At 59.1% G+C, this 26,691-nt stretch carries 20 protein-coding genes, 1 tRNA gene and 1 pseudogene; 3 read left to right on the top strand and 19 right to left on the bottom strand.

All coding sequences use genetic code 11. The features are described from left to right. Positions 1–342: 342 nt before the first annotated feature. The 8 genes and pseudogenes from MMB48_RS03065 to MMB48_RS03030 all read right to left on the bottom strand — a co-directional run bounded on the left by MMB48_RS03065 (position 343) and on the right by MMB48_RS03030 (position 10,487). Positions 343–525: a hypothetical protein gene (locus MMB48_RS03065; protein WP_032743998.1), complete on the bottom strand. Its 183-nt coding sequence runs from the start codon at positions 523–525 to the stop codon at positions 343–345. A 308-nt stretch (positions 526–833) separates the two neighbouring features. Next, positions 834–2,813, bottom strand: coding sequence for a right-handed parallel beta-helix repeat-containing protein (locus tag MMB48_RS03060; protein WP_032744000.1), 1,980 nt, complete (start codon positions 2,811–2,813; stop codon positions 834–836). Positions 2,814–2,876: 63 nt separating this feature from the next. Further along, positions 2,877–3,509, bottom strand: coding sequence for a sugar O-acetyltransferase (locus MMB48_RS03055; protein WP_032744001.1), 633 nt, complete (start codon positions 3,507–3,509; stop codon positions 2,877–2,879). Positions 3,510–3,581: 72 nt separating this feature from the next. After that, positions 3,582–5,354 (bottom strand): glycoside hydrolase family 43 protein, encoded by a 1,773-nt coding sequence (locus tag MMB48_RS03050; protein ID WP_050496236.1) that lies wholly within the window; start codon positions 5,352–5,354, stop codon positions 3,582–3,584. Positions 5,355–5,430: 76 nt separating this feature from the next. Further along, entirely contained in the window at positions 5,431–7,050 is a 1,620-nt protein-coding gene (locus MMB48_RS03045) for a glycoside hydrolase family 43 protein (RefSeq protein WP_008782904.1), read from the bottom strand. Positions 7,051–7,164: 114 nt separating this feature from the next. Beyond that, complete coding sequence (locus tag MMB48_RS03040; protein ID WP_015511997.1) at positions 7,165–8,061, bottom strand: carbohydrate ABC transporter permease; 897 nt, start codon at positions 8,059–8,061, stop codon at positions 7,165–7,167. Continuing rightward, positions 8,058–9,110 (bottom strand): annotated as a pseudogene (locus MMB48_RS03035) (carbohydrate ABC transporter permease). Before MMB48_RS03035 ends, MMB48_RS03040 begins: the two are co-directional and overlap by 4 nt. A gap of 93 nt (positions 9,111–9,203) precedes the next feature. Beyond that, entirely contained in the window at positions 9,204–10,487 is a 1,284-nt protein-coding gene (locus MMB48_RS03030) for an ABC transporter substrate-binding protein (protein WP_032744002.1), read from the bottom strand. 366 nt (positions 10,488–10,853) lie between these two features. Between MMB48_RS03030 and MMB48_RS03025 the strand changes: the two genes are divergently transcribed. Beyond that, on the top strand, positions 10,854–11,897 hold the full coding sequence (locus tag MMB48_RS03025; protein WP_050496237.1) for a LacI family DNA-binding transcriptional regulator: 1,044 nt from the start codon (positions 10,854–10,856) through the stop codon (positions 11,895–11,897). Between the two features lie 8 nt (positions 11,898–11,905). On the opposite strand, the gene MMB48_RS03020 is transcribed toward MMB48_RS03025, so the two are convergent. Both MMB48_RS03020 and xylA read right to left on the bottom strand, forming a co-directional pair. Continuing rightward, entirely contained in the window at positions 11,906–13,105 is a 1,200-nt protein-coding gene (locus MMB48_RS03020) for an iron-containing alcohol dehydrogenase (RefSeq protein WP_032744003.1), read from the bottom strand. Between the two features lie 355 nt (positions 13,106–13,460). Continuing rightward, complete coding sequence (xylA, locus tag MMB48_RS03015) at positions 13,461–14,810, bottom strand: xylose isomerase (protein ID WP_007055684.1); 1,350 nt, start codon at positions 14,808–14,810, stop codon at positions 13,461–13,463. Positions 14,811–15,106: 296 nt separating this feature from the next. Between xylA and MMB48_RS03010 the strand changes: the two genes are divergently transcribed. Both MMB48_RS03010 and MMB48_RS03005 read left to right on the top strand, forming a co-directional pair. After that, complete coding sequence (locus MMB48_RS03010; RefSeq protein ID WP_032744005.1) at positions 15,107–15,340, top strand: MFS transporter; 234 nt, start codon at positions 15,107–15,109, stop codon at positions 15,338–15,340. Between the two features lie 19 nt (positions 15,341–15,359). Continuing rightward, positions 15,360–15,677: a permease gene (locus MMB48_RS03005; protein ID WP_032744026.1), complete on the top strand. Its 318-nt coding sequence runs from the start codon at positions 15,360–15,362 to the stop codon at positions 15,675–15,677. 9 nt (positions 15,678–15,686) lie between these two features. Here the strand turns inward: MMB48_RS03005 and MMB48_RS03000 are convergent, their stop codons facing one another. The 9 genes from MMB48_RS03000 to MMB48_RS02960 form a co-directional block, all read right to left on the bottom strand. After that, entirely contained in the window at positions 15,687–16,487 is an 801-nt protein-coding gene (locus MMB48_RS03000) for a hypothetical protein (RefSeq protein ID WP_032744007.1), read from the bottom strand. A gap of 872 nt (positions 16,488–17,359) precedes the next feature. Then, positions 17,360–17,779 carry a peptide deformylase gene (locus tag MMB48_RS02995; RefSeq protein ID WP_032744009.1) on the bottom strand — a complete coding sequence of 140 codons (420 nt, stop codon included), beginning with the start codon at positions 17,777–17,779 and terminating at the stop codon, positions 17,360–17,362. A 7-nt stretch (positions 17,780–17,786) separates the two neighbouring features. Then, positions 17,787–18,638: an aldo/keto reductase gene (locus MMB48_RS02990; protein ID WP_032744010.1), complete on the bottom strand. Its 852-nt coding sequence runs from the start codon at positions 18,636–18,638 to the stop codon at positions 17,787–17,789. A 72-nt stretch (positions 18,639–18,710) separates the two neighbouring features. Beyond that, positions 18,711–19,148: an MFS transporter gene (locus tag MMB48_RS02985; RefSeq protein WP_230581208.1), complete on the bottom strand. Its 438-nt coding sequence runs from the start codon at positions 19,146–19,148 to the stop codon at positions 18,711–18,713. Positions 19,149–19,384: 236 nt separating this feature from the next. Then, positions 19,385–20,335, bottom strand: coding sequence for an ROK family glucokinase (locus tag MMB48_RS02980; RefSeq protein ID WP_032744011.1), 951 nt, complete (start codon positions 20,333–20,335; stop codon positions 19,385–19,387). A gap of 281 nt (positions 20,336–20,616) precedes the next feature. Beyond that, a tRNA-Asp gene (locus MMB48_RS02975) sits at positions 20,617–20,693 on the bottom strand. Between the two features lie 161 nt (positions 20,694–20,854). Then, on the bottom strand, positions 20,855–22,687 hold the full coding sequence (locus MMB48_RS02970; RefSeq protein ID WP_032744015.1) for an MFS transporter: 1,833 nt from the start codon (positions 22,685–22,687) through the stop codon (positions 20,855–20,857). A 303-nt stretch (positions 22,688–22,990) separates the two neighbouring features. Next, the gene (locus MMB48_RS02965; protein WP_032744018.1) at positions 22,991–23,608 is read right to left on the bottom strand and encodes a PadR family transcriptional regulator; all 618 of its coding nucleotides are present in this window, start codon (positions 23,606–23,608) and stop codon (positions 22,991–22,993) included. A gap of 45 nt (positions 23,609–23,653) precedes the next feature. Next, positions 23,654–26,689, bottom strand: coding sequence for an FtsX-like permease family protein (locus MMB48_RS02960; RefSeq protein WP_032744019.1), 3,036 nt, complete (start codon positions 26,687–26,689; stop codon positions 23,654–23,656). Between the last annotated feature and the right edge of the window lie 2 nt (positions 26,690–26,691).

Here is a 26,691-nt window from a genome sequence, read left to right as displayed (position 1 = left end):
AACTAAATGTGAGCGGTAACAACGCTGATTTTCCGGCATTTTTATAGACCATACGAAACATGAATTTTATCGATACGATTCGTCGGAAATAACGACACGCCGAAACTGAAGCCATGAGATCGGTCACAAAAATACCAGTCACTGCCCCGACATGCCGACCAAAGAAAAAGCCCAGCGGCGGGCCGGGCTTCAAAGGAGAAGAGAGGATGAAGATTCAATTGTCAGGCCTTGCAGCCATGACTCCATATAACCGCACGATACATAATGCGACAGGCGAATTGGCCGGGAATTGCATGGGAGTCCTAGGACGAACCGAACCAGTCAATCACCGTGATGCATCAATCACGCTTCGTTGAATAACGCGAGGAACTTGGCACGCCACGCATAGCGTGTCGAAACCAGCACCAGACCGGCGGCGGTCAGTGCGATGCCGATTGGCGCGGCGGCCGGCGCAACAAACAGCAGGACGGCATAGGCCACGGCCAACAGGCAGAGCGAGAGCAGCAAAATACGATGTGCGCGCATAGCAGTATCTCCATTGACGTTGCGTAGGTACGCATGGACTTACAATATTTAGTTCGTTGATTTAACCATATATCAAATTTGTTACCAATGCAAACCGAAAAGGGCTGATTTGCCAAACATTGGCGGCCCGGCTCCAACAGCACCTCTCAGCGGGGCCGACCTGCCAAACACTGGCAAAACGACCCCACACAACACCCCTCAGCGAAGCCAACCTGCCAAACACTGGCAGATTGACCCCGCCAAGGCCATTCAACAGGCCAGCAACCAGATCATGATGTCGCGCTGCAAACCGTAAACCGCAGATTCCGTCATTTCGACCAGATAAGTACTTCCCTATCGTCATATTCCGCCAACGGGCCTCGGGCCGAGCATGCACCGCGCGCAGCACCGGTGATATCCCGGTCCACAACAATCGGCGAACCATCGGGATTCTCGAAATATTCCTCGACAATACGCGGTTGGCCAAGATCAGCAGTGGAGATCACCGGTCCAGTCGCCGACCGAATCGGTTCGGGCAACGAGACGGTCATCCATAGCTCATCATCGGTTTCGCGCAACGCCAACGAAGAGCCGTCATCACTCACCACGGCCTCGGCTTCGCCGGAAGCGGCCTTCGCGCCCGAAACATAGGCGTTCGAAGCCAGCAATACCGGCTGCTTCACGCTGCGATACAACTCCTCATCGCCAAGGCCGGCCTCTTCAATCAGCTGTTCATACTCCGCAAGCGAGCACGGATAGCCGTCAAAGAACGCGGTTCCGGCTTCCGCCATACCGGCCGCACCGGCGGCATCCGCGGTACGCAACGGTTTGGCGGAATCGCCCACAGCCAAGAACAGGTTGTTGATGTACCGATCATCGCCACCGTAGACGAATGCCTCGCCGGCCACATCGGTGACGTGCGGGAAATGGTATGGCGTGGATCGGTCCAAGACGGCGGTGTGACGAATGCGACCGGCGAACAGATTGTTGACGAACGCCGCGCCTTGCGCATAGTCGTCGAAACTGAACTCAGAGGCAAACACGTTGTTCATAAACGTAATCGGCCCGTGGGTCACCTCGGTCATCACATCTCGCGTGTTGCGGTAGAACACGTTCGAATCCACCACGGTGCCCTGCGCCTGCCAATCAAGCCACATGCCCAGCACCGAATCATGCACCCGGTTGCCGCGCACCACCGCGTCGACGGCTGCGTGCATTTTAATGGCGGCCACTTCCCAGCCGAAGAACTCGCGTTTGGTGCCGATGTGGTATATGTGGTTGCCTTCAATCAGAGAGAAGGCGCAGCCCATATGACCAACCACACCATTCTGGCCGCAGTCGTAGATTACGTTGCCGCGCACCACGTGCCCGCCGACTACGCCTTTCTCCCAACCGGCATGCAGCGCCTTGTAGACGGCCTCTTTTTGGTATTGGTACCCGGACTTGCGATGAGTGCGCGTCGATTCGTTGTCGCCGGTGGAGATCTCCTTGCCCAGCGAGATCGCCGAACATTTTGCGTCATGAATGCGATTGTTCTCGATAATCCACCCGCGGGACCAATGCGGGCCCACCAGCCCGACCTGATCGGCAGTCGGCGGCGTGTAGGGGCAGGCCGCCTGCGCCATTTCAAAGCCGGAGACCGTAATGTAATTGACGAACGGGCGGCTCGGGTAGAAACAGGTCTCGCGCACGTTGATTTCGGTAAGTTCCGCATTCGGATCGGCTTCATGGAAATTGGCCCAAATGGTTGTGGCCTCATCATCGACCGCACAGCACCACACGTTCACGGTGGCATCCGGATCAATCAGAGGCACGATGGAATCGGTGGCGGCGTCACGGCCGGTATCCCAACGCTGTGGGTTGCGCACCTTGTCCAGCGAGACGACTTCGTAGAAGGATTTGCCATTCAGATACACATCGCCCAGGTGGCGTACCTCGGCCTTTGGGTCCGGATATACGGTCCAATCGCCGAATACGGTTTCCACGTACGGGTTGTATCCGTTGAAGAATGTGTTCGGAATTACGGCTTTCCACATACCATCGCCTTCGGGCTGCCATGTGTCGATACGTTCGGAGCCGGTGATTACCGGGCGCGGTTCGCCCGCGGCCGCACGGTAGACGATGCGGTTCGTGGCGCTCTCGCCGCCGAATCGGGGGTCGACGGATTCCCGATAGGTGCCGGCATGCACAATCACCTCATCGCCGGCTCGGGCGATGGCCGCCGCTTGGCCGATGGTCAGAAACGGGTCGGCCTCGCTGCCGGCGCCATTCGTCTTCGCCGCCTGCGCGGAAACATGATATTGCGTCATTGCATTGTTCCTTTCTCTCCTTTATCCCGGTTTCGCCGCGACAGTTGGGTTAGAGCGGCAAACCTACTGCTTCTCGGCAGCGGCCTGCTCTTCAGGAGTCCAGTCATCCGGGACTTCGGCAATCACATGGCAGGGATTGCCCACGGCGATGGAATCGGCGGGAATATCATGGGTGACGACTGCGCCCGCACCGATAATCGAGTTGTCTCCGATGGTGACGCCGGGGCAGATCACTGCATTGCCGCCCAGCCACACATTGTTGCCGATGGTCACGTCGGCGTTGTGCTGCCAGCCTTCCAGTCGAGGCTTGCGGGCGATGGCGTGGTTTGGCGTATAGATGCTCACGCGCGGGCCAATCAGGCAATCGGAACCGATGGAGATCGGGCCGCCGCCCACAATCAGCAGGTCCATGTTGATGAACGTACGGTCTCCGATTTTCAGGCCTAGCCCGTAATCAAGCCGGATTGGCGGGCGGAAGTCCACGCCCTCGCCGGCCTCGGGCACGAGTTTGCGGAACAGTCGCTCAGCTTCGGCGGTGTCTTCAAAGTAGATGCGATTGATGCGGTCGCACGTGGACTGCGCCTCGCGCGTAAGTTCCGGCAAAATCTCCGACTTACGGTACTGCAACCAGTCATCGGCGAACAGTTTCGCCACATCCGGGTGATCTTGCTTGAGTTGTTCGAGATCGTGCGCCATCGATTGCCCCCTTGCATTTGTTTAACGATTAAACAATATGATTGCACAATATTGTAGAGCGGGCTGAGATCATTACCGCCGTTTTACGCCGATCAGACAACCCACGAATCCGCCGGCCCATTCGGTACTGAGGAATCGCGCATCACAATCTGCCATGATACGAGCATAAGTAACGTCCGCATGCGCAATTAGTGCAATATCAGGCATTGTTCCCTCATCAATACTGTCAGGTGCAGGCTGCCCGGCAAGGAATTCCAAACGATTGCCATGCAAGCGCAATCCGAACCATTCGTTGGCCCCAAGCGCTCCAAGCGCAATGCACCGCTTATCTCCCCTATCGGTGATTTCGGCCGTCAATTGGCCGGATTCCGCTTCCGCCATGACCATGACAACATGGGTGGAATCCTGATGCATCATCATCGTGTATTCGGGCCGGGTGAACGCGGCATATTCCTGCCCGTCGACGCGCAGGAACCGGTAATCGTCACGGCCTCGAACGCCGACTAGGCGGGTATCGTCGAGCTGGATGAGCTCAGCAGAGCATGCGGCATTATCACCAGCAGCGCAATCACACCTCGCAGAGTCCACACCCCTCACTGCACATGGCAATCCATCCTCGTCAACGTCCACGACCAACTTCTCGGGAAGCCGGCCAAGCCCCGGAGCCACGACAGGCCAACCGGGATCGACGATATCGATACGCTTATTCGGCTCCCCACCGTCCAGCTTCCACGAGACCGGATTGTGCTGCCATACGACCGGTGCCACGAACGTTTCCCGGCCACAGTAGCTGAACGTTTCTCCGGGTTCCTCGCCCGGAGTCTCGCGTACGCCAAGACACGCGAGCAGCCAGCCGACGGTCGGATGCAGCAGCAGATCGGCGTGCCCAACGCATTGGACTGGCTCCCCCGCTCCCAAATGACGGTGTGTGAGGATCGGATTGCGTTTGCAAGCCTCAAACAGCCGGTCATCGCGGCCCACCACGCTTCGTTCACCGTCACGCGCCGGCTCAATCCAGATATCTTGCGCAGCAAGGTTCTTCTCAAAACCGGCGAGCGCCGCCGCGAATCCGCGCGGTGCGTGCGTGCGCATTATCATCTCACTGTGCTCGAAGCTGGTGCCGCCCTCGGCGGTCATCAGGTAGAGGTAATCGCCCACCCGGTACAAATGCGGCCCTTCAGCCCATACCGCATCCATGCCATAGCCGCGCCAAATCACGGTTTTATGGTCTTGCAACGTCCACGTGCCTGGGGCGATGGGCTGCGTCCAGATCTCGGTTTGACCATCCCACTGCGGGTGTAATGCCGGGCGCGTTTGCGTCCACCACACTGTGCCATCGCCGTCTTCAAAGATGTCCGGATCAATGCCTTCGGCCCCGGCCACCCAGTACGGGCCGCGCCATGGTCCGGTCAACTCATCGGCCTCGATGACGAAATTGCCTTGGGCGTCACGGCAGTTATCAATATCCTTCTGCGAGCATCCCGCAGCGAGCGCCTTCACCTCATCCACGCGGGCCACGGTGCATACGATCACATATCGCCCGCCGATACGGCGAATGGTCGACGCGTACAGGCCGCCGGAATCCTCGACGCCATCAATGAGCAGCCGATGAGACATCGCCTCATCCACCGCATTCGCCGTGCGCGTCCACGTCACAAGATCACGGGTCGTATGAATGGGCAACCCCGGCACCAATTCAAACGAGGAGTTGACCAGCACGATTTCCTCGCGCGTCGTATCCCATATCCAGGACGGGTCCGGGTACATGCCACGCAACACCGGGTTGGAGACGGTTATGGTACATTCGCGGCCACGGTCGCCGCAATGTTCATTGTCGCTTGCCACAAGTGTCGCCTTTCATTCCCCAGTGCCGAATAGTCAGGCGACTTTCCCTGATTATCAGGAAAGCCGCCTGGCGTCATCATATTTCCATGTAATCGAAATGGCTGAAAATGGCTTCTTTGCCGTATCCGGAAAGGTCCACGGCCACCAACCCGACGAACGCGCCGGTAAAGAATCCGCCATAACGTTGGGCCACATGATCATCGGAGAGCACGGCGGCGTCCAGCGTCACCGGAATCTCATGCCATGTCTTGCCATCGAACGAATACTCGTAGGTGTAGGTACGCGTACGCACTTTGGTTCGCAACCATACGGATTCGATGTCATCAGGAATGGCGATGGCTGTGTCTTTGAGGAACGACGTGTACGTATCGAAATCGTTCTGGGCGACTTCGATTACGCGCTGTCCTCGCTTCTCGTCCCAGGTGATGAATGCCCATGACCAGCACAGGTGGTTGTAGAAGTTGGTCAGGCCGGCCATCTGCATGTAGTTGCTTGGATCGAATGTCACCTTGGTTTCGGCGTTGAAATCGAACGCCTGCCAACGGCGTCCTACCAGCGACAGTTCAAACAGGTTTGCCAGCGACCCTTGACCACGCAAGGTCAGCGAGCCGCCGCCCACGCGGCCCATGGTCTCGGTGAATGGTACGCGCAGGGTGTTCCAGTTGAGGTCGAGTTTGTTTGATTCGAACTCGTCATGCTGGCTATGATTCGTAGGGGCCTCGGTTGCGATGGCGTCGGCTGGGGCTTCGACGTAGCGCTCTCCCCCATGGCCGCCGACCACGTACGGCCAACCGTCGCCATCCCACTCGACCTTCTGGATCGAAGTCTCTCGGCCGAGCGTGCACCAGCCGCGCACACCATGAGCCGGCTCGTTCTCGTGCCGCCAGGGCCTGCCGCACAGCGAAGCGTAATACCATTCGCCGCTAGGCGTATCCACGAGCGCCCCATGCCCCTGTTTTTGCAGGTAGGTGCCGGGGGTATCGAAGTTGGAGAGGAACGGATTGCTCGGCATGCTTTCGAATGAAAGCTCACCCAAGGTACGCGAACGGGCCACGGACTCCTGATGCTCGTATTGGGTGCCGCCTTCCGCACAAAACAGGTAGTACCAGCCATTGATGGCGTAGAGGTGCGGTCCTTCGACCAATTTCACATCGGTGCCGCGCCAGATGGTGCGGGCTGTTTCCGGCTTCAATTGCATGGTTTTGACATCGAATTCAGTCAAGGTGATGCCGTCGAACGGATGATGATATTCACGGAAGTCCCAGGTTTGCTGCACCAGATACTTGCGTCCATCGGTATCATGGAATAGGCTGGCGTCGAATCCGACGCCATTGACCCGAATCGGATCGCTCCACGGACCACGAATGTCGTCGGCGGTAACCAGATAGTTCGCGCAATCCTTGAACGCGCCGTTGACGATTTTCACGTCGGTGTAGATAAGCCAGAATTTGCCGTCCGCATAAGACAGGTCCGGTGCCCAGATGCCGCCACCGGAGGGATTGCCCTTCATATCCAGCTGGGAAACGCGGTTTAAGGGCCCGGGCAGCAGATTCCAGTGAACCATGTCGCGGGATTCATGCAAACGGACTCCCGGCCACCAGTCAAATGTGGAATTTGCGATGTAGTAGGTGTCGCCGACGCGAATCATCGAGGGGTCCGCATCGAACCCGGGGAGTACGGGATTGGAGATCTTCATGGTCTTCTCCTCATTGAAAAGAAAGGGGCCGTGGAAAGGAGGAAAGGAAGAGGTTGAAAGGAATCGGCCCAAAGAGCCATGTACCTTTCCACGGCACGGTTATGGTTGCTGCGACTAGCCCTTGACAGCACCGGTCAGGCCGCCAACGATCTTCTTCTGGAAAATGGTGAAGCAGATCAGCGCGGGGATCATCGACAGCGAGGTGAAGGCCAGTACCTGAGCGGTATCGACCGAATGCTGGGAGCTGAACATCTGCACGCCGAGCGGCAAGGTGTACTTGCTGGAATCGTTGAGCAGGAACAGCGGCAGCATGTAGGCGTTCCAGCTGCTCACGAAGCTCAGGATGCCGACGGTGGCCACGCCGGGCCAGCTCAACGGCAGCACCATACGGCCGAAGAAGCCGATGCGAGAACAGCCGTCCAGCTCTGCCGCTTCTTCCAGCTCCTTAGGAATGGACTTGAGGAATGGCACCAGGATGATGATGGCCTGTGGCAGGCCGAATGCTATCTGGGGCAGGATAATGCCCAGATGCGAGTTGATCAGGTGCAGATTGCGCAGCAGCAGATACAACGGGGTGATGGCCACGGTGATGGGGAACATCATGCCGGCGGCAAACAGCGAGTACAGCAGTTTGTTGAATTTGAACTCGTATCGGGCAATGACGAAGCTCACCATCAAGGCCAGCACCACAACGCCCACCATTGTGCCAATGGAGACGATCAGGGAGTTGACGAGTTCCGACCAGAAGATGTTCGAAGTGAACACCGTCTTGTAATTCTCAAAGTTCCATGGATCGGGCCAGCCGGCCGGGTCCCTCGTAATCTGCGAATTGGTGCGGAAGCCGCCGATAATGATGTACAGCACCGGGCCAACGCACAGCGCCACAAGCAGCAGTGAGAAGAAGTAGACGACCGGGTTGCCCCACGGGGTCTTTGCGGATTTTCTCAGTGTATACGGATCATAGGTCTTGTTCTTGCCCTTGCCTACGGACGGGGAGACTGCGGTCGTCATTGTGAAACCACCTCATTTGCAACTGCTGCGGCATTGCCATTGACCTTGGCAAGCTTGGCCGCTTCCTTCGCCGCACGCTTGGCACGACGCTTGGCATCCCTCTCGTCAGTGAGCGCACCTTCGAGATCTCGGTTAAGCACGAACCGCTGGTAGGTCAAGGCAATGACCAGCGAGATGATGAAAATCACCACGGCCACGGCGGAACCGTAACCATAGTTGTTGGCGAGTCGACCTTCGCGCACCATGTAGGTTGCCATGGTGGATGTTCCTGCGGTAGACGACACGTACTGGCCCCAGATGATGTAGACCAAGTCGAACAGCTGGAGAGAACCGATAATCGACATGAATGCCCAGATACGAATGGTGGGGCCGAGCAGTGGCAGGGTGATGCTCCACTGCTGACGCCAGAATCCAGCACCATCCACTTTCGCGGCTTCATAGAGGTCTTCGGGAATCGACTGCATGCCGGCAATCATCAGGATGACGGCGAAGCCGATGTACTTCCACGAAATGATGAACATCAATGTCCAGATGGCGATTTTCGGATCGGAGATTCAGTCCGCCCCGCCAAGTCCTATTTTCTTGAGTAGCGCATTCAATGCGCCTGTGGTCTGGAGGATAAGCCCCCAGCCGGTGCCAACGATGACTTCGGAAACGACGTACGGCACGAAAATCAGGGTACGAATCAGTGCGCGGCCCTTGAATCTCTGGTTGAGCAGCAGGGCGAAGAGGATGGCCAGCGGCCCCTGGATGACGAGCGAAGCGACGACCACGAATAGCGTGTGCCCCAATGCCTGCTGGAAGTTCGGGTCGGTCAGAATGATCTTGTAGTTTTCAAAATCGATGAACTGGCCGTTGACGGTGGGCTTGCCATAGCCCTTCCACTTGAAGAATCCGTAGTAGCCGGCCATGAACACCGGCAGGATGACGAATCCGAGGAACATGATCAGGGCAGGAAGCGAAAGGATGGTGATTTCGATACGTTTGCGAGCCTTGTCGCTTAAGCCCGACGTGCGGCGCTGTACCCTCGCGCCTGCTGAAACTGACATTGTTGAGGCCTTCCTAAGAAAACAAATTGGGCCGCGGTTGTTGCGGTGCAAGCATTCGCCGCAGCCCGGGAATTACGGTCGGGTCAGAGCGAATCAGCCCTTGGCCGCAGCGGTTTCAACACCCTTGACGATGTCTTGGGCGGAACCTTGACCGGCCATCATGTTGACCACGCCTTCGTTGAGTGCGTTGCCGATGTTCTGACCGAACACGGTGTCGAGCCACATGGACACGGAGGATGCGTCGTTGTAGACGGTCAGCACCTGCTTCAGAGCCTCGTTGGTCACCACATCCTGGGCTTCCTTGTTGGCCGGGATGGTGGAGAACGCCTCAGCGTACTTCTCCTGCCATTCCTTCTCGGAGACGAAGTTGAGGAAGTCCACAGCCTCTTCAGGCGCCCACTCGCCCACGGCCATGCCATCGGAACCACCCATGATGGCAGTTGGATCGCCTTCGCCACCGTCCATGGTCGGGAATGCGAAGTAGCCGAGGTCGGCCATGTCCTTCTTGTCCGGAGTCAGGTCCTTGATCACGCCGGGCTCCCAGCCGCCCATGAGTTCCATAGCTGCCATGTGGTTGGCGAGCAGGCCGGCGGAGGAGCTTGCGCCCTGCTGGGCCGGAGTGGTCAGGAAGCCATCGTTGAAGGCATCGAGGTCGAGCAGCGCCTGCACATCATCACCGGTACGGGTCCAGCACTTATCGCTGAAGTCCTTATCGGACTGGGCCTTGTCGAAGGTGTCAGCAGAGCATTCGCGCAGTGCGAACCAGTACCACCAGTGGGCGGCCGGCCAGGCGTCCTTACCGCCTACGGCAATCGGCGTGATGCCGGCGTCCTTCAGCTTCTGCACCACGGTCTTGAACTCATCCCAGGTCTTCGGAGTTTCAGTAATACCGGCCTTCTCGAACAGATCCTTGGAATACCAGATGCCGCCGGGAAGCACTGACTGCTGCACGCTGTAGATCTTGCCATCGATGGTGCCGGTGGCTTCAGCAGTGGCCATCTGGTTCTTGACGGTGTCGGAGATCTTGTCGGTCAGGTCCATGGCTTGCCCAGCTTCGACCACATCACGTAGCTTCTGGCCACCACGCGCCATAAAGATATCGGGGGCGGAATTCGGGTCCTGCAGAGCGGTCTGCAGCTTGCCGTCCATATCCTCGTTCTGAATGGCTTCGATCTTGATGGTAACGTTCGGGTTTTCCTTCTCGAACGCCTTGGCGGCGGATTCCCAGTATGCCTTGCCGTCGCCAGTGGTGGAGTTGTGCCACATGGTGATTTCCACCTTGCCATCGGCGTTCGTGTCGCTGCCGCTCCCGCAAGCGGCCATGCTGACACAGGTTACCGCCGCCAGAAGTGCGGCGGCCACGGACTTGAACTTCATTGTCGTCTCCTTATTGTTCTTGACCAGCATGAAACCGATCCGCGATTTACGAAAGTTTCGAAAGGTATATCAGCCAGTTACATATCTAACAGCTGGTAATTAATGATGTTTTCAGTGAAACTTCGCCGTTTCACCTACCCCATCAGTCTTCTTCAACTTTACCGAAAACTCGCTTTATGTTTTCGATACCTTTATCATAAAGAGCCTTAGTTTGACGGTCAAACGAAATTTATATCGGCTTTTTTACTATCAAAATCGTTGAAATTCCAACCTTTTTTTATCTATACATACCATTCTTTATCGTCAAATTGACTTTACGAAAGTTTCGAATATACTGATACCAACATTCTCTGATGAAGGCGGTCAATGATGGCGTCGGCAGAACAGCGCAAAAGCAACGGCGAGAACAAGGTCAAACTTGCAGACATCGCCAAACAGACTGGCTACTCACTGGCCACCGTGTCCAAAGCCCTGAACGGCAAGGCGGATATTTCGGAGGCGGCCCGGCAGGCCATTGACAAAGCCCTGAAAGACAACGGCTACATTCGCCGCGTCTCCCCCTCCCGTAAACAACGCACCATCGAGGTGGTATTTCGGGATTTTGAGACCATTTGGGCGCTGGAGGTGCTCAGGGGCATCATCACGGAGGCCAAGCCGCACAACATCAATGTCATGGTTGCGGAAAGTGGCGACCGGCAGCACCCCGACTCTTCCTGGGTTGAAGGCATCATCGACCGCCAGCCCATTGGCACTATTCTGGTGTTCTCCAACTTGACGGACAAGGAACGCAGCATGTTCCAATCACACGGCATTCCTTTCGTCGTCTTCGACCCTTCCGGCAATCCGGCATTAGATGATCTCTCCGTACAGGCGGACAACTGGATGGGTGGCGTCATCGCCACCCGTCATCTGCTGGAACTCGGCCACAAGCGCATCGGCATCATCACCGGACCGGATGAAATGCTCTGCTCACGTGCCCGGCTTGACGGCTATTCGGCGGCCCTCGCCGAACGCAATATCCCCACCTCTCCCGAACTCATCACCGAAGGCGATTTCACCACGCCAGGCGGTTACGAAGGAGCCATGGCGTTACTTGAAGACGAACAAAGTCGCCCGACCGCCATCTTTGCAGGCAATGACCTACAGGCCATGGGCGTTTACGAGGCGGCCCGTCAACTGAAAATCCGTATCCCCGAAGATCTGTCCGTTATCGGATTCGACGATATACAGACCGCCGCGTACATGGGCCCGGCGTTGACCACGGTCCGCCAGCCATTGCAAGACATGGCCGCCACTGCAGCCCGCATGGTCATCGACACCAATGAAGGACGCAAGATTCAGAAGCGCGTGGTTCTTTCTACGTCTTTGGTGGTGCGGGACAGCACGCGGCGGCTCAAATCACGGGATTAGTCCAACCGTCAGAACGACACCGGTTCCTTGCATGCCTCGAGAATCGCTCGGGCATCGTCACGGTGAATCTGCACGAATGAGCCGCCGGCCTCACCGGCATGATCGGCGTACTTGTCGAGAGAGGCGGGATCGTCGGGCACGCCGGCCTCAGAAAGAGTCAGCGGCGCACCTACGCGACGCAGGAAATCGACATAGCGATCAATGCCTTCCTCGGCCACCGTGCGATCGGTTTTGCCGGTGGGCGTCACACCCCACACGTCGACCGCCCAGCGGGCAAAGCGAGCCGTCACCTCATCGTTGACCAAATACACGTATGCCATCCAATGCGGGTGGACCACAGCCAGACCAGCACCGTGAGCGATATCGGTGTATGCGGACAGCGCGTGCTCGATGCCGTGCGTCACCCAATCCTCTTCCTTGCCGCGCGAGATAATGCGGTTCAGAGCCAACGTGGAATCCCACATTGCATTGGAGCGAGCCTCATAATCTTTCGGATCGGACAAGCACGCTCGCCACGAACGCAGAATATGACGTTGGATTCCCTCGGCGATTTCGTCGGAAAGGTTGTCGTCCACCGGATAGGAGAAATACTGCTCACACGTGTGGCAGAACATGTCCTCGAAGCCATACACCGTCTGTTCGGCGGGCAATGTCATCAGGTAGCTTGGATCCAGCACGGAGAACCTGGGCATCAGCGGGAACAACGTATAGCCGAGCTTGCGGTTACGTTCCCAATTGGTGAGCACGGCCGCATCTCCCATTTCCGAGCCCGTTGCCGCGGTGGTGAGCACCACGCCAACCGGAATCAGCCCTTCAGGTGCCGGTTTGCCGGTTTCGATGTAGTCATCCCACAAATCCTCATCGTCACCGATGCCGGAACCCAACGAAATAAATTTCGCGCAGTCGATTACCGAGCCACCGCCAACGGCCAGAATCAGGCCGACGCCATGCTCCTTGACCAGTCGTACGCCTTCCAGCGCTTTGTCCAATCGCGGGTTCGGCGTAACGCCGGGCAGCTCGATGATTTTGCGCCCGGTTCCTGCCAGCGCAGCCATCACATCGTCATAGGCACCGTTGCGTTTAATCGATCCGCCGCCATACACCACCAGAACGGCGCCCTCGACACGCTCCACCTCCTGTGCGATATGGCGCGCCTGCCCTTTGCCGAAGTAGATCTTCACCGGGTTATGGAAAATGAAATCTCGCATGCGTAACTCCTTTGTTGTGCTGATGTTCCCCTGAGAACAGCTTATCTTCTCCTGCCGCCGATATGTTCACCGTCGCCAACACGTCACCGTCAACGCACCCCTCCGCGAACATGTTCGCCCCACCCCAATCCACCCCCCCAGCCCCGCCACAACCAGAAAACCGCCCTTGGCGACGTTGCCTCAGGCGGTTTTCAGCGGAAGGAGAGAAAGGAGAAAGAAGGAATGGAAAGGTGCCATGCGGGCATAACACAACACCGCACATGGCGAAACTATCGAATCAGCCCATCGGGCGCACTGGCATCATAATTGATGTGTACACGCCCGATGGAGCGAATTCAATCGGTCAGACCGATGGTCACTCGACCTCAGCCAGGGCATCAATGATGTAGTTGTTGATGGTGGCCTTGACGGACTCGAGGTGATCGGACTTGGTGGCGGCGATGAGCTCGGACTGCGGCTTGTCGAGGCTGTAGGCTTCGAGGTCGGCCAAGGTGACGTTGCCCTCGTCGATGTCCTTGCCGATGCCGGAGTCGTAGGAGCTGTAGCGCTCGGCCTGAAGATTCTGGATGAAGCCGTCCTGGTTCATCTTGTCGGCAACCAGCAGGCCGGCGGCGTAGGCATCCATGCCGGCGATGTGGGAGCGGAACAGGTCCTCCTCGTAGAAGGAGGTACGGCGCGGCTTGGCGTCGAAGTTCAGACCACCGTGAGGTCCGATGGAGCCGGCCTGCAGGACTTCCCACATGACGGCGACGGTCTCGTACAGATCGGTCGGGAACTCGTCCATATCCCAGCCGATGAGCTTGTCGCCCTGGTTGGCGTCGAGGGAACCGAGGAAGCCGGACTCGCGGGCCACGCGGATCTCGTGCTGGTAGGTGTGGCCGGCCAGGTTGGCGTGGTTGCCTTCCAAGTTCAGCTTGAAGACGTCGGTCAGGTCGTGGTTGCGCAGGAACTCGATGGCGGTGGCGGCATCGAAGTCGTACTGGTGCAGCGTCGGCTCCTTCGGCTTCGGCTCGATCAGGAACTGGGCCTCAAAGCCGATTTCCTTGGCGTAATCTGCGCACATGTGGAAGAACTTGGCGATGTGGTCGGTCTCGCGCTTCATCTCGGTGTTCCACAAGTTCTCGTAGCCTTCGCGGCCACCCCAGAACACGTAGTTCTCGGCGCCCAGGCGCTTGCCGATCTCCAAGCTCTTCTTGAGCTGGCCACCGGCGTAGGCGTAGATGTCGGCGAACGGAGAAGTGGCGGCGCCGGACACGAAGCGCGGGTTGGTGAACAGGGAGGAGGTGTTCCACAGCAGCTTGACACCGGTGGACTTCATATTCTCGTCGATCTTGTCAACGACCTTGTCGAGGTTGGCGTTGGTCTCGCGCAGGGTGTCGCCTTCGGGGGCGATGTCACGATCGTGGAAGCAGAAGTACTCGACGCCCAGCTTCTGGAACAGCTCGAAGGCGTAGTCGACCTTGGCCAGAGCCTGGTCCATCGGATCGGTGTACTTGTAGTACGGGCGGTGCGCGGTGCCGGTGCCGAACGGATCAACCAGTTCCTGGTTGAAGGTGTGCCACCAAGCAACGCCGAAGCGCAACCAATCCTTCATCTTCTTGCCGGCAACGACCTTGTCGGCATCGTAGTAATGGAAGGCGAAGTCTTCCTTCGGTCCTTTGGCGCGGCCGACGTACTCGATCTTGTCAACATCCCACAGACCCATTTGGGCGCTCCTTTGCAGTAGGCGATATTACGGATTGCAGGACCAATAATAAAACGAACGAACTAAGTTTGTCAAATGATTGAATTAATACGCCGCGTCTCAGCGTGTTGCTAGTCATTGCAATGGTTTTCGAATGCAGTCAAGGCACAGATAGTATGGGCAAGCCAAGAAAGACAACTCAGCCAAGAAAACGAGACTTGATAATTGACGTCACGCAATTCCTCGCCGGCCACCGCTGAGGCCGGCTTCACCACCCCGCCAACTCCAACAGCACCACCCCCGCCAACACCACCGCCATGGTCATCACCCTGATGATCGGCTCGTTTGTGGCCATCCTCAACCAAACGCTGATGATCTCCGCCCTGCCCACGTTGATGCACGAGTTCGACGTGCCCAGCAGCACCGTGCAATGGCTGACCACCGGATTCATGCTTACCAACGGCATCATGATCCCGATCACCGCGTTCCTCATCGAGACCTTCACCACCCGCCAGCTGTTCCTGTACGCGATGGACATATTTGCAGAATGATCTTGGCGTTAATGCACTGGTGTCCGGTCTGGTGATGATGCCGAGCGGCATCGCCATGGGCATCCTGAACCCGGTGGCAGGCAAGATGTATGACCGTATCGGTGGCCGGACGCTCGCCTTACTGGGCTTCGCGATCATGACGTCTGCGGCTGTGCTGCTGGTCACCATCATGAACACGCACACCGCGGCGGCCATGCGCACCGGAGTGCCGGAAGCGGCGGCATCGGCCATTGGCGTGCGGGCTTCGTTCCGCACGGTCGCCATTGTGTGCGCGGTCTGTTTGGTTGCGTCACTCTTCATTCGCGATCGCGGCCGCCGACTTGGACAGCAGCGTTAGGCGAATCCTTCACCGATTGCTGGCCTTCTTGATCAGCGCGCCCAAAGTACCGGCTTGGCGCGCGGCTTCCACATCTTCCCAGTCGAGACCGGTGTCTTTGGCCCTCCCGTAGAAAAACCGCACCAGACCGGCAAAGTCCGGTTTATATCCGGTTTCCCGGAATGAACGGGCCAGCGAATCACCGATTTGCGGGTCATCAGGCCTTCGTGCCTCATAGATCGGGATGGAACAGGATCGCCACACGCCTCTCACATGTGCGATGCGATTGACGATCATGCCGCCGTGCGCACCATCGTATTGCGAGGCGGCATGTACGTCCGCCACCTCGTAGACACCACCATGAATGATGTCCTCAACTGTCAGACGACCTTTGACCGCGCTGGCATCGCGAATCCAGAACATCGAAGCGAAATTGGTGTCATCAAGTTCGCGAAAATCACGTATCTCGCGTGTGCCGATACGTTCGTCCTTGTCATACATGAATTCGGCCAAGGCTAGGAATGGCGAGATACCTGCGCCCGGACCGTACTGCAATTCGATACGTAAATCTTCGGATTCATTGCCGGTCAGTCCAATACCGCTGACGGCGCAGTCATAGGCAAACCAATCCCAGAACCACCATTCGATCCTTTGCAGCACCTGCTTCGGATACTTTTTGCATGGGTTCAGATTCACTTCGCGATAATATATGCGTCTCGCTTCGGCATAGACGGCGAGATTGCAGCGTTTGAACGTCTCGGCTACGTCTTTGGTGTCCAGCATTGCTGGCAAACCGGCATTTTCGGCAGTAGTAGTGGTTGCGGTGCTCATGGCGTTTCCCCCTTCATGTGATGTGGACGGCGGGCTACGTTGCCCGCCGTGAGACACACTGTATGGCGCTCATGCGGTGGCCCGCAAGCCCGCATGGCGAGATGGTGGATAAGTGGAAAACCCAATGATTCCAAGGGGTATGGAATGTGCATAACAGTGGCTACCGTCGGTGGATAACCGCACTTTCTTGCAGGTTATCCACTGATCGCGCAGCTGTTATCCACCGTCTCTGGGTTATCCACATCGTCTCTGGCGTGTCGTCCACTGTCAGCAGTCGATTTCTGCTTCGTTTGGCGTGTATAAGTGCACGGTGAAGTGTATAACTCCGCGCATTAGGCATATTTGCTAGTGAGAAAGGTCCCGAAATCGCCTTCGAACGCATAGCTACACTCAGCAGATGCATTCAGCATGGCAATAGACCCACTTAGGCACCGGAGAATGATTTTTCCCCGCTTATAGAGTCGGTAAAGGCCCAACACCTGTCCCAACGCCGACGCTACTGCACTGGCAGCGTCGGCAGAGGCCCACAACTTGGCACAGCAACGACGCTAAAACCGCCCAGCATCGTTACACATCCAAGTTTTGGCCGCTAACGACGCTTAATGAACGCTTAGCGTCGGCAGCAGGTCACGCACTGGTTCTCCACCGACGGTAACGCTCCTTAGCGAAGCCAGCCCGCCACTCTTTGGCACATCACCGACGCTTAGAACCTCCAGCGAAGCCAACCTGCCAGCGCATGGCACCCCAACACCGCTGAGAACACCCCCACCAGTGCACATAAAAAAAGGCTGGTCATAGCGGTTGCGATGTAATCGCATCGTAATCGCGATGACCAGCCTCGGGGGTTGGGCTGCAACGCGCACCGATATGAATCAGATAATGATGCCGTTGCAGTGATCGACTTCGTGTTGGATGATCTGCGCGGTCCAACCGGCGAAGGTGGCGTGGCGGGCGCGGAACCGACGGTCCTCGTAGTTGACCTCGATACGGCGATAACGCAGTGTGCGGCGTTCGCCGGTCAGGGACAGGCATCCTTCCTGGGTGTCGAAGGCACCGTCCGAAGCGGTGATCACGGGGTTGAGCATCACCGTGATACGCCCGCCAAGGTCTTCATCCACGAAGACGATGATGCGTTTGCCTACGCCAATCATGTTGGCGGCCATGCCCACGCACCGTGAACGGTTGGCCTCCAGCGTGTCTACGAGGTCTTCGATCACCTGCTCGTCGCCGGGTCCGGCCACTTCGGACGGCGTGCGCAAAAACGACCGCGAAGTCATAATAGGACGTTGCATGTTGGAATCACGCTTCTTCGTGCCAGTGGGGGTTCTGGCCGAAGGTGTGGCCTTCGGGGTTGTCCATCGCGGCGATATCGGCCATGTCCTGATCATCGAGTTCAAAAGCGGTCAGGTCGAGGTCCTGACGCTGGCGCTCCGGGTTCAAGGACTTCGGGATGGCCACGTCGCCGTACTGGAGGTGCCAGCGCAAAATGGCCTGGACCACGGAAATACCGTGCTTGGCGGCGATACGCTTCAGATCCGGATCGCGCAGCATCTGGTTGGCCCGGCCCAGCGGGCTCCATGCCTCGGTGATGATGCCGTGCGCATTGTCGTAGGCCAGCTGTTCGCGCTGCTGGAAGTACGGGTGCAGCTCGACCTGGTTGACGGCCGGCGTCACACCTGTATCGCGAATGAGCAGGTCGATGTGGCCGGGCAGGAAGTTGCTGACGCCAATGTGCTTGACCAAGCCGCGTTCGCGAGCTTCGACCAGCGCTTCCCATGCCTCGACGAACTGGCCTTGGCTTGGGTTCGGCCAGTGAATCAGATAGAGATCGATGTAGTCGAGACCCATACGGCACACGCTCTCCTCAATGGTGAGCAGAGCCTCGTCGTGAGCATGGTGGCGGCCGGGCAGCTTGGACGTGACGATGATGTCTTCGCGCGGCACGCCGGATTCGCGGATGGCGCGACCCACCACACCTTCGTTCTCATAGTTGAACGCGGAGTCGATGAGGCGGTAACCCTGATGGATGGCGGACTTGATGGCGTCCACACCGGCTAGGCCGTTGACCTTGTACGTACCGAAGCCGGTGGCGGGCAGTTCGAGGCCGTCACTGGCCTTGCGGATCGGAGTGACTGGTGGTTCATCAAGCATGATAGTTCCCCTGCTTCTCCTGTGATGGAATATCGGTTCCATCATAAAGCCAACCAATCCGCTGCGGGCGTACTATTTGACTTCTCTCAATTCCGGCGGTCGGCGAGTGGAGAATCGGAACATGAGCGCGGCGAGAATCACGCCAAGCACGGCCATGCCGGTGAACACCATCATGCTGCGCGGGAACGCGGCCGTATACGAACCGGCCGCGTCCGCCCCATCGTTCGCGGCGATGGCCACCACCCACACATTGCCGGACAGCGCAACGAACACCACATCCATAATCATGGTGCCGGCGAAGCCGCTAAGGATGAACTTGGGCGGGAAGTGGTTCTTCAGCATGCCGCCGAATACCGGGCCGATGGCCGGTGCGGCACAGGTGACCAGGCCGACTATGCCGAGCATCGCGCCACGCTGTTCAAGTGGCGCCTTCTCCAGAATGATGTTGGTGATAAGCGGCAGGGAGATGCCGGTACCGAGCGACATGACCAGTCGGGCGGCGAGCAGCATCGGGAAGTTGACCGCGAGTCAGCGTATCAGCGCCGAGGAATGCTGACGTCGCCCACGCGCGCGGTGCCGGTATCTTGCCCATTCGCTCACATTGGGTTTCGCCATTTCCGGAAGAAAAACAACAGTGCGGTGATTCCCATAACGAGAATCACCGCACTGTACTGTTTGCGATTATTTGCGATTATTTACGCGTTGCTATCTGCGTCACGCGCGTTATCTACGCACCGCCATCTGCGTCAGCGAAGAGCCAGATTGGCGGCACCGATGAGGCCGGCGTCCTGGCCCGCGACTGCGGCGACGATCTTGGCGTGGCCACGGTAGGCGCTGCCTTCCAGGAAACGCTGGTAGTTGTAGCGGGCCGGTTCCAGCAGAATATCGCCCACGGCCACTACACCACCGCCGATCACGAACAGGTCCGGATCAAGCACGGCGGAGACGGCGGCCATGGTGCGGCCAAGCCATTCGCCGATCTTGCCGAACGCATACAGGCCAAGCACGTCGCCTTCCTGAGCCGCTTGGGACACCATCGGGCCTTCCAACTTGGTGATGTCGCCACCGCACAGCTCCAGAAGACGCTTGGCGTCCTGAGGACGACGGCGCACGGCGGACTTGGCGAAGTTCTCCAGCGACGTGCCCGAAGTGTAACGTTCGGCGCAGCCGCGCAGACCACAACCGCAATGGTCTCCGTCCGGGACCATGGGCAGGTGGCCGAGCTCTGCGGCCATGCCGAAGGAGCCGCGGTAGAGCTGGACATTGATCACGATGGCGCCACCGAGGCCGGTGCCCACGGTCAGCGCGACCATGTTGGAGCTGCCCTGGCCGGCACCGTGCACGAATTCGCCCCAGCCAGCGCAGTTGGCATCGTTCTCGACGACGACCGGAACGGCATGGTCGATCAACGCGCCGACATGCTCGGACAGATTGTAATTGATCCAGGCCGGAATGTTGGCGGAGAAGGTGAGCGTCTTGCGATCCGCGCTCACATTACCGGCCGCGGAGATGCCGATGGCCTCGATATCGGTGTGGCCAGCGGCGACGGCTTCGCGGTAGATCTCGGCGATATGCGTGTTGATGGCGTCGGCGTCCATCGGCGTGGGGACGCGCCAACGCTGGATGATGCTGTCGTTTGCATCGCAGACGGCAGCGGCGATCTTGGTTCCGCCGATATCAATGGCGAGCGTGGTCATGGCTTACTCCTTGAAGACTTTCGTAACGTACGAGATAGCGAAAATAGTAGTGAGCCGCCATGACCTCCCACCGCGGATTTTCCATGGTTCGTCATGCGTCGCGAACATTCCGCTGATGCGCTTCCTCATGCATTTCACCCGCTGCAAACGGGCGTCCCCCTTAACGCCGGCATCGGTGCGGACGGCGTGTCGGATCGGATGCGTTCACTTTCGCCGCCCTTGCGGATGGCATCGAAGAACGGCTGGAAACAAAAAACTCCCGACATGCATCGGGAGTTTGGTGGCGACCCCGGCCGGACTTGAACCGGTGACCTCCGCCGTGACAGGGCGGCGCTCTAACCAACTGAGCTACGGGGCCGTACGTGCCTCAATGAGGCACAAAAGGATATGTTACAGCATCATCGAATCACGACACGCCGTCTGGCTGGTGAACCGACCGCAGGCGCGGTGGACGGTATGCGGACCACACCGTTCGACCGCGCACGGCCGCACTCCCCATAAGACCGTAGCCGTCATGCGTCAACGCACGTTGTGCGACGACGCGGCACGACGCACGGCCACCGAAGCCAGCAAACCGATGAACAGCATGATGCCGGCGACCAGAAGCGTCCACTGGCCGCCTTCGACGAACCCTGAAGTCATCGCATCGGCAATCTTCGGCGCCTCGTCGCCGAATCGGGCCGCCGGTCCATCACCGCTGCGGAACACGCCGATCACTCCACCCGCCGAACCACTGACCGCTTGGGCCAGACCGTCGCCGACCTTGGCGGGCAGCCCGAGGGATTCGAGCCGCGCCGGCAATGTTCCGTTGACGGCCATGGCCAACGACGCGCCGGAGATGGCCGAACCGACGGCGGTGCCGAGCTGTCGAACCGTGGACTGGGTGGCCGACCCTTCGCCGGACTGCATGATCGGCACTTCGGAGAGCACCACGCTGGTCAGCTGCGCGGAGGCGAAGCCCAGACCCAGACCGTACGCGGCCATGGGAACAAGCTGCCACCACACAGAGAACCCCACAGGCATAAGGACCGCGACCAGGGCGACGGCGATGATCTCGATCACAAGACCGAGTTGAATCACGCCGGCCGGGGTGAGCCTGGCGGCCATGACATGGGCCTGCGCACCTGCGACGATGGACCCCAAGCCCATCACAGCCAGCATCGCACCGGCCTGCAGCGTGTTGAGCCCGCGGGCGTTGATGAGGCACAGCGGCAGCATGAACACCAGCGCGAATTCGCCGGCGGCGATGGCCGCAGCCGCCAGATTGCCCCACGAGAACGTCCTGATACGAAACAGGGTCATGTCCAGCATGACCGGCCGACCGGCTTTGCCCCGCGCTGATTCGAAGAGGATGAAGACGGCCATCAGAAGCGCGCCGGCGATCAGGCAGATCGGCACCGGCGACAACCAGTCACGATTCCAGCTCAACCCGCCGAGCTTCAACTGCGTTGAGGTCTGCTTCCACCAACCGTAGGTCTCGCCTTCGATAAGACCGAACACCAACAGGGCCGAGGTCAGGGCAGACAACACCACGCCCGGGATATCCACACCGACGCGACGGGATCGGGCATCCTGCGCGGCATCCGCGGCACCGGCGACCGAGGCGTTCCCACCGGTTTGCGGCACCAGGAAGATGGCCGACACAAAGACCGCGATACCCAACGGCAAGTTCACCAGGAAAATCCAACGCCATCCCAAAGTCTCGGTGAACACGCCACCGAGCAGCGGACCGAGGGCGGCGGCCGAACTCATCACCGCACCCCAGACGCCGAACGCCGCGGCACGGTACTTGCCCCGGAACAAGGCGGACACCGTGGACAGGGTGTTCGGCATGATCATCGCGCCTCCGATGCCCTGCAGCACACGGGCGGCAAGCAGCATCCCCGCACCCTGCGAGGCGGCGGCGAGCATCGAACTCGCCACGAAGATCACGGTACCGACTTGAAACACCAGTTTGCGCCCTCTGGCGTCGCCCAACTTGCCGAAAGGCAGCAACAACGCGGCAAGCACGATGTTGTAGAGCGAGGTGACCCACTGGGCGTCGGTCAGGTTAATGCCGATATCATCGATGATGGTGGGGATGGAGACGTTGACGATCGAGCTGTCGAGCACGATCATGGCCAATCCCAGGGCCATCACCCACAGCGCGCCCCACGGCGGCGCCTGGGTGGGCAGCGGCGACGAGGCCGTCGGATTCGTTGAAGATGTCATAGTTGTCGAAGATGTCGGGGATGTCGGGGACGCATCGACTTGAGTCTGACGTTGGGATCGTGATGAACAGTCCATAACGGGGTTTCCTCTCATTGCCATGATCGAGGCGCCTGATGCGCTTATCCGCCGTTCACAGTACATCCGTGGCGCGGACCGTCTCACTGGATATCAAGGAACATTCCGGGCGTTCAGCCATGGGCGTAACCTCGGCGGATCGCCGCAACGGCACTATCGGGGACGGCCGCGTCATGCCGGATCGCGCCAGGCCGCAATCCAGCCCCCCCCTACAAAAAAGACGGCGTGCATCCGCCGCATCGCGCCAACATCCGAAAACAGAAACCGATCACGCGCAACCCATCCGACGGGCGCAACCCATCCGACGGCAACGGCAACGGCAACGGCATCATGGCGGAGCCAGGGACGGAATCAGCCGGCAAAGCAAAACTACGTTCTCGCATTGGCGAAATCTTCCTCGACGGAAGTGGCGGCTGACATCGACGCGGATGCACGATGCGTGCGCGCGATGCGCAACTGCGCTTCGTCGAGGGTCTCCAACCAACGCAGTTCGGCTTCGGTGATGAAGATGCGATGGTCAAGCACCAGTCGGGCGGCCAGATCATCACCGTCCGTCTGACGGCGTGCGCGAGTCACATCATGTAGGAGCTGTTGCATGGACACTCGCTGCCGTTGCACCAGCGTCGACACATCCACGCCTGGCGTGACTACCGCGAACGCCAGCTTCATCACCAGCTCGTCGCGGCCGCGCTGCTCGGGCAATACCGGGGTGCGCCACCATTGCGATACCTCAGCATGGCCGGCGGCGGTGAGCAGCCATGCCACCGGTGAATCGGAGCGGGAATCGGAATCGTCGGGAACGTCATGTTCCGAGCCGTCGACTTGTTCGATCAAACCATCACGATGCAGTCGCTGCAACGTGGTGGACACCTGCCCCATGTTCAACGGCCATATGCTTGATGTGGTGCGTTCGAACCGCCGCTTCAATTGGTAGGCGCTTGCCGGTCCTTGTTCCAACAGCGCCATCAGTGCTTCCCGTATCGCCATGATGTTCCTTCGTCCTTCGTATATCATCCGATATCGTACGGTCGATCAATCCAAAGTTCGTCTGGTCAGCTTGCGCGACGGACGTGCGACCAGCCATGCCACGCCCAGGCCCATTGCAATAACGCCGATCAACAACGCGGCCTGCAGGCCCCAGCAGGGCACTGTGTCAAGCCATGCGCCGTCATAGCCGATGTGTCTGTACCAAGCCACATGAAATATCCCCAAGGCGAGTCCCGTAACCATGCCAGTCGGTGTTCCGGCCGCCAACATAATGGCGGCCTGCGCCAGCGTGAACCGTCGCAGGAAACCGGGGGATGCGCCCACGGCATGCATCGTGGCCAGATCACGGATGATTTGGATGCGCGCCAGCAGCAGCGAGATCACCGTGGCGGCTATCGCGAGCAGCATCAGCAATGCGAACGGCAGCAGCTCCGCAAGCATGCTTGAAGGATCGCCGGTACCCCAGCTGTAGCGGTAGTACTGACTGGTGCCATTCACCAGCGGCAGCCTGTCGTCAATGATCGATCGCAGCTTGTCCAGAGTCCCCCAGCCGGGGGCGTCGGCGAATTGCACCATATCGCCCACATACCTGAATGCGGTCAATCCCAGGCTTTGGGCGGTTTCCTTGCTCATCGCCAGAGGGAAGAACCCATCCACCCAAACTCCCGGCCTGCTCGCCGACCCAGTGACCACATCGGGGGCCGAGGAACCGTCGGGATTGTGCGCCTTATGCGAGTGCGAGATTTCCAAATCCACGGTGCCGTCCTTGCGCAGCGTCGCCGCGTTGCCGACCACCACGCCGCCCTGGTCGAGCATGTCCGCCGCCTTGTCGGCATTGGCAAATCCCGACAATCGCATCGCATCGCCGGACATGATCAGCACGGAAAAATCTGCGTTGATCATAGTCAAGCCTCGATACAACGGGCGATAGGAACGCGATGCTCCCACGCAGTATGGCTGGGCGTTCGGATTATGCGCCGAAGCCACGTCTTGCCCGCGATCAGGGTCGGAGCTCGTAATGCAATCCAATGGAGTCGCCAGTCTGGCAGCGGCATTCGGGAATCGGCGCATAAGCTCATTCGCCTCAGCGACATTCAACTTGTCGACGGTCTCCGGCGGCACTTCCGCCAGCGCATACACAGGCTGATGTGCGGTGACGGGCAGATCATCACTGATGGCATTCAGCGCCGATCGCACCACCGCACGATCCACGGCATTGTCAATCGGAACCTCAGGGGACACCACCGCATGCGAATGGCCATGCACCACTTCCATGGCATTCGACCGATCATTGGCAATCAGTGAGCCGGTCATGGTAAGCGCGTATGAGGCGACCGCCACGCTCACGGCGATAGCGGCCGCGGCGGGGACGAATCGACGGTGATGCTCGCCGGCATCACGCAATCCCATCCGTACCGCCAGAGGCAGTAAGGTGCCGCGGCGTTCGCATAATTGCGCGATCAGACGAATCAACTGGATCAGGCCGGCGAACGAGAACACGATGGCTCCGATCAGCAGCAATTGCGCGCCGATTGCCTCGGCCGGCAGACTACCGTAGTCGGCATCACCGAATTCCGGCATGGGCATGGCAAGGCCGCCCATGGCACAGGCCACGGCCGCGCCAAGCAATGCCGCGGTGGAAATCGCCGTCACCACGCGATACAACCGAGATTCACGGCGGTTGCGCTCGCCGTTGTCCGAGCGATCTTTCAACGCGTCCACCACATTCATGCGGCTGACGCGATGCGCCGGCATCCATGTGGCAGCCAATCCGATCATCACTGCCGCTAACGCGGCCAAGGGCAGCATCGTCCACGGAATCATACCGGCGACCTCATGCACATAGGCGCCTTTCAGAGCCGGTGCGGCGGCATATGACAATCCGATGCCTGCGATGATACCGATCATGCCGCCTGATATGCCAATAAACAAGCCTTGGAAGCTCATCGTGCGTCGAAGATCCCCGCCGTCGGCACCGCATGCGGCGGTCAATCCCAATAAGCGACGAGACTGATCGGCCGACACGGCGAACGCGGGGGTGATCAGGAATAGCGTCAAGGCAATCCCAAGAAAAGCCGTTACAGTGACGGATACCATTCGCATCAACTGCTGCTGCACGTCGATTTGACGCGGATATCGCTCTTCCGCACTCGGATAACCATCCGTCAGCACATGGCGCGAAACGGCGATCACCTGCAGCATGTTGAGCCGCTTGACCTGCGCCCACGTCAATGGCTCGCTGCCGACCAGCAGATAATGCGCATCCACCCCATTACCGCCATCCGCCTCGACCATGCCTTTGAGCCAGCCGGAATACGTCCATACGTCAAGCGTTGAGGTGACATCGGCGATGCCGCTGATGCGCCACGCGCGCCGCGAGTTCTGCAGCACCGCGCCAATGCGTCCGTTCGTGCTGTACGCACCTTGAAATGGAGGCGCGGTGAGCGTCAATGTATCTCCGATATTCAGGTGCAGCTGCTCAGCGAGCGATGCGCTGATAACCGCCTGCGTGGCATCCTGCGGCGCGGCACCCTGTGCAACGGGAGGCATTAACAGTGGCAGCGCATCATGTTCGGTCTCGCGCAGCTTGGCTCGTACCGCGCCGTCGAGGTCGGCGCCGGAGGAGCCGGCGGAGTCAGTGGTATCGGCGCCGGCGGCATCAACCTGAATCTGATCGCCCGGCTGCAAGTCGCCGCCGGCGGTGGCGATTAGCGTTTCCGAATCCCAATACCGCAGCAGGGCGTCCTGGTCGGGCGTGATTGCGGCGATGTTCGCCGCGCTCGCGGGTTGTTGAGAGGGACTGTCCACCCACAGCGAAGCCCCCTCGGGCGCCTGCATGAACGGCTGGCCTGTGTTGAGCACCGCGGTGGCGGTGAGCACCGCCTGCGCATTCCGAGGAATGGCGGCAAGGGCACGCTGACGGGAATTCGGCGTGCCTGTCAGCAGTGCCAGCCCCGCCACCAGCGCGGCGATAGGCAATGCGACCAACAATGTGGCGAATATGCTGCGCGCTTTGTGTCGTGTCATATCGCGCCAGGCAAGACGCGCGGCGACGCGGCGACGCGGAAAATTGAAGAGCATCG

It is taken from the genome of Bifidobacterium sp. FKU, assembly GCF_026016385.1.
Taxonomy (GTDB): Bacteria; Actinomycetota; Actinomycetes; order Actinomycetales; family Bifidobacteriaceae; genus Bifidobacterium; species Bifidobacterium infantis.
This window is presented reverse-complemented; position numbering and strand designations above follow the sequence as displayed.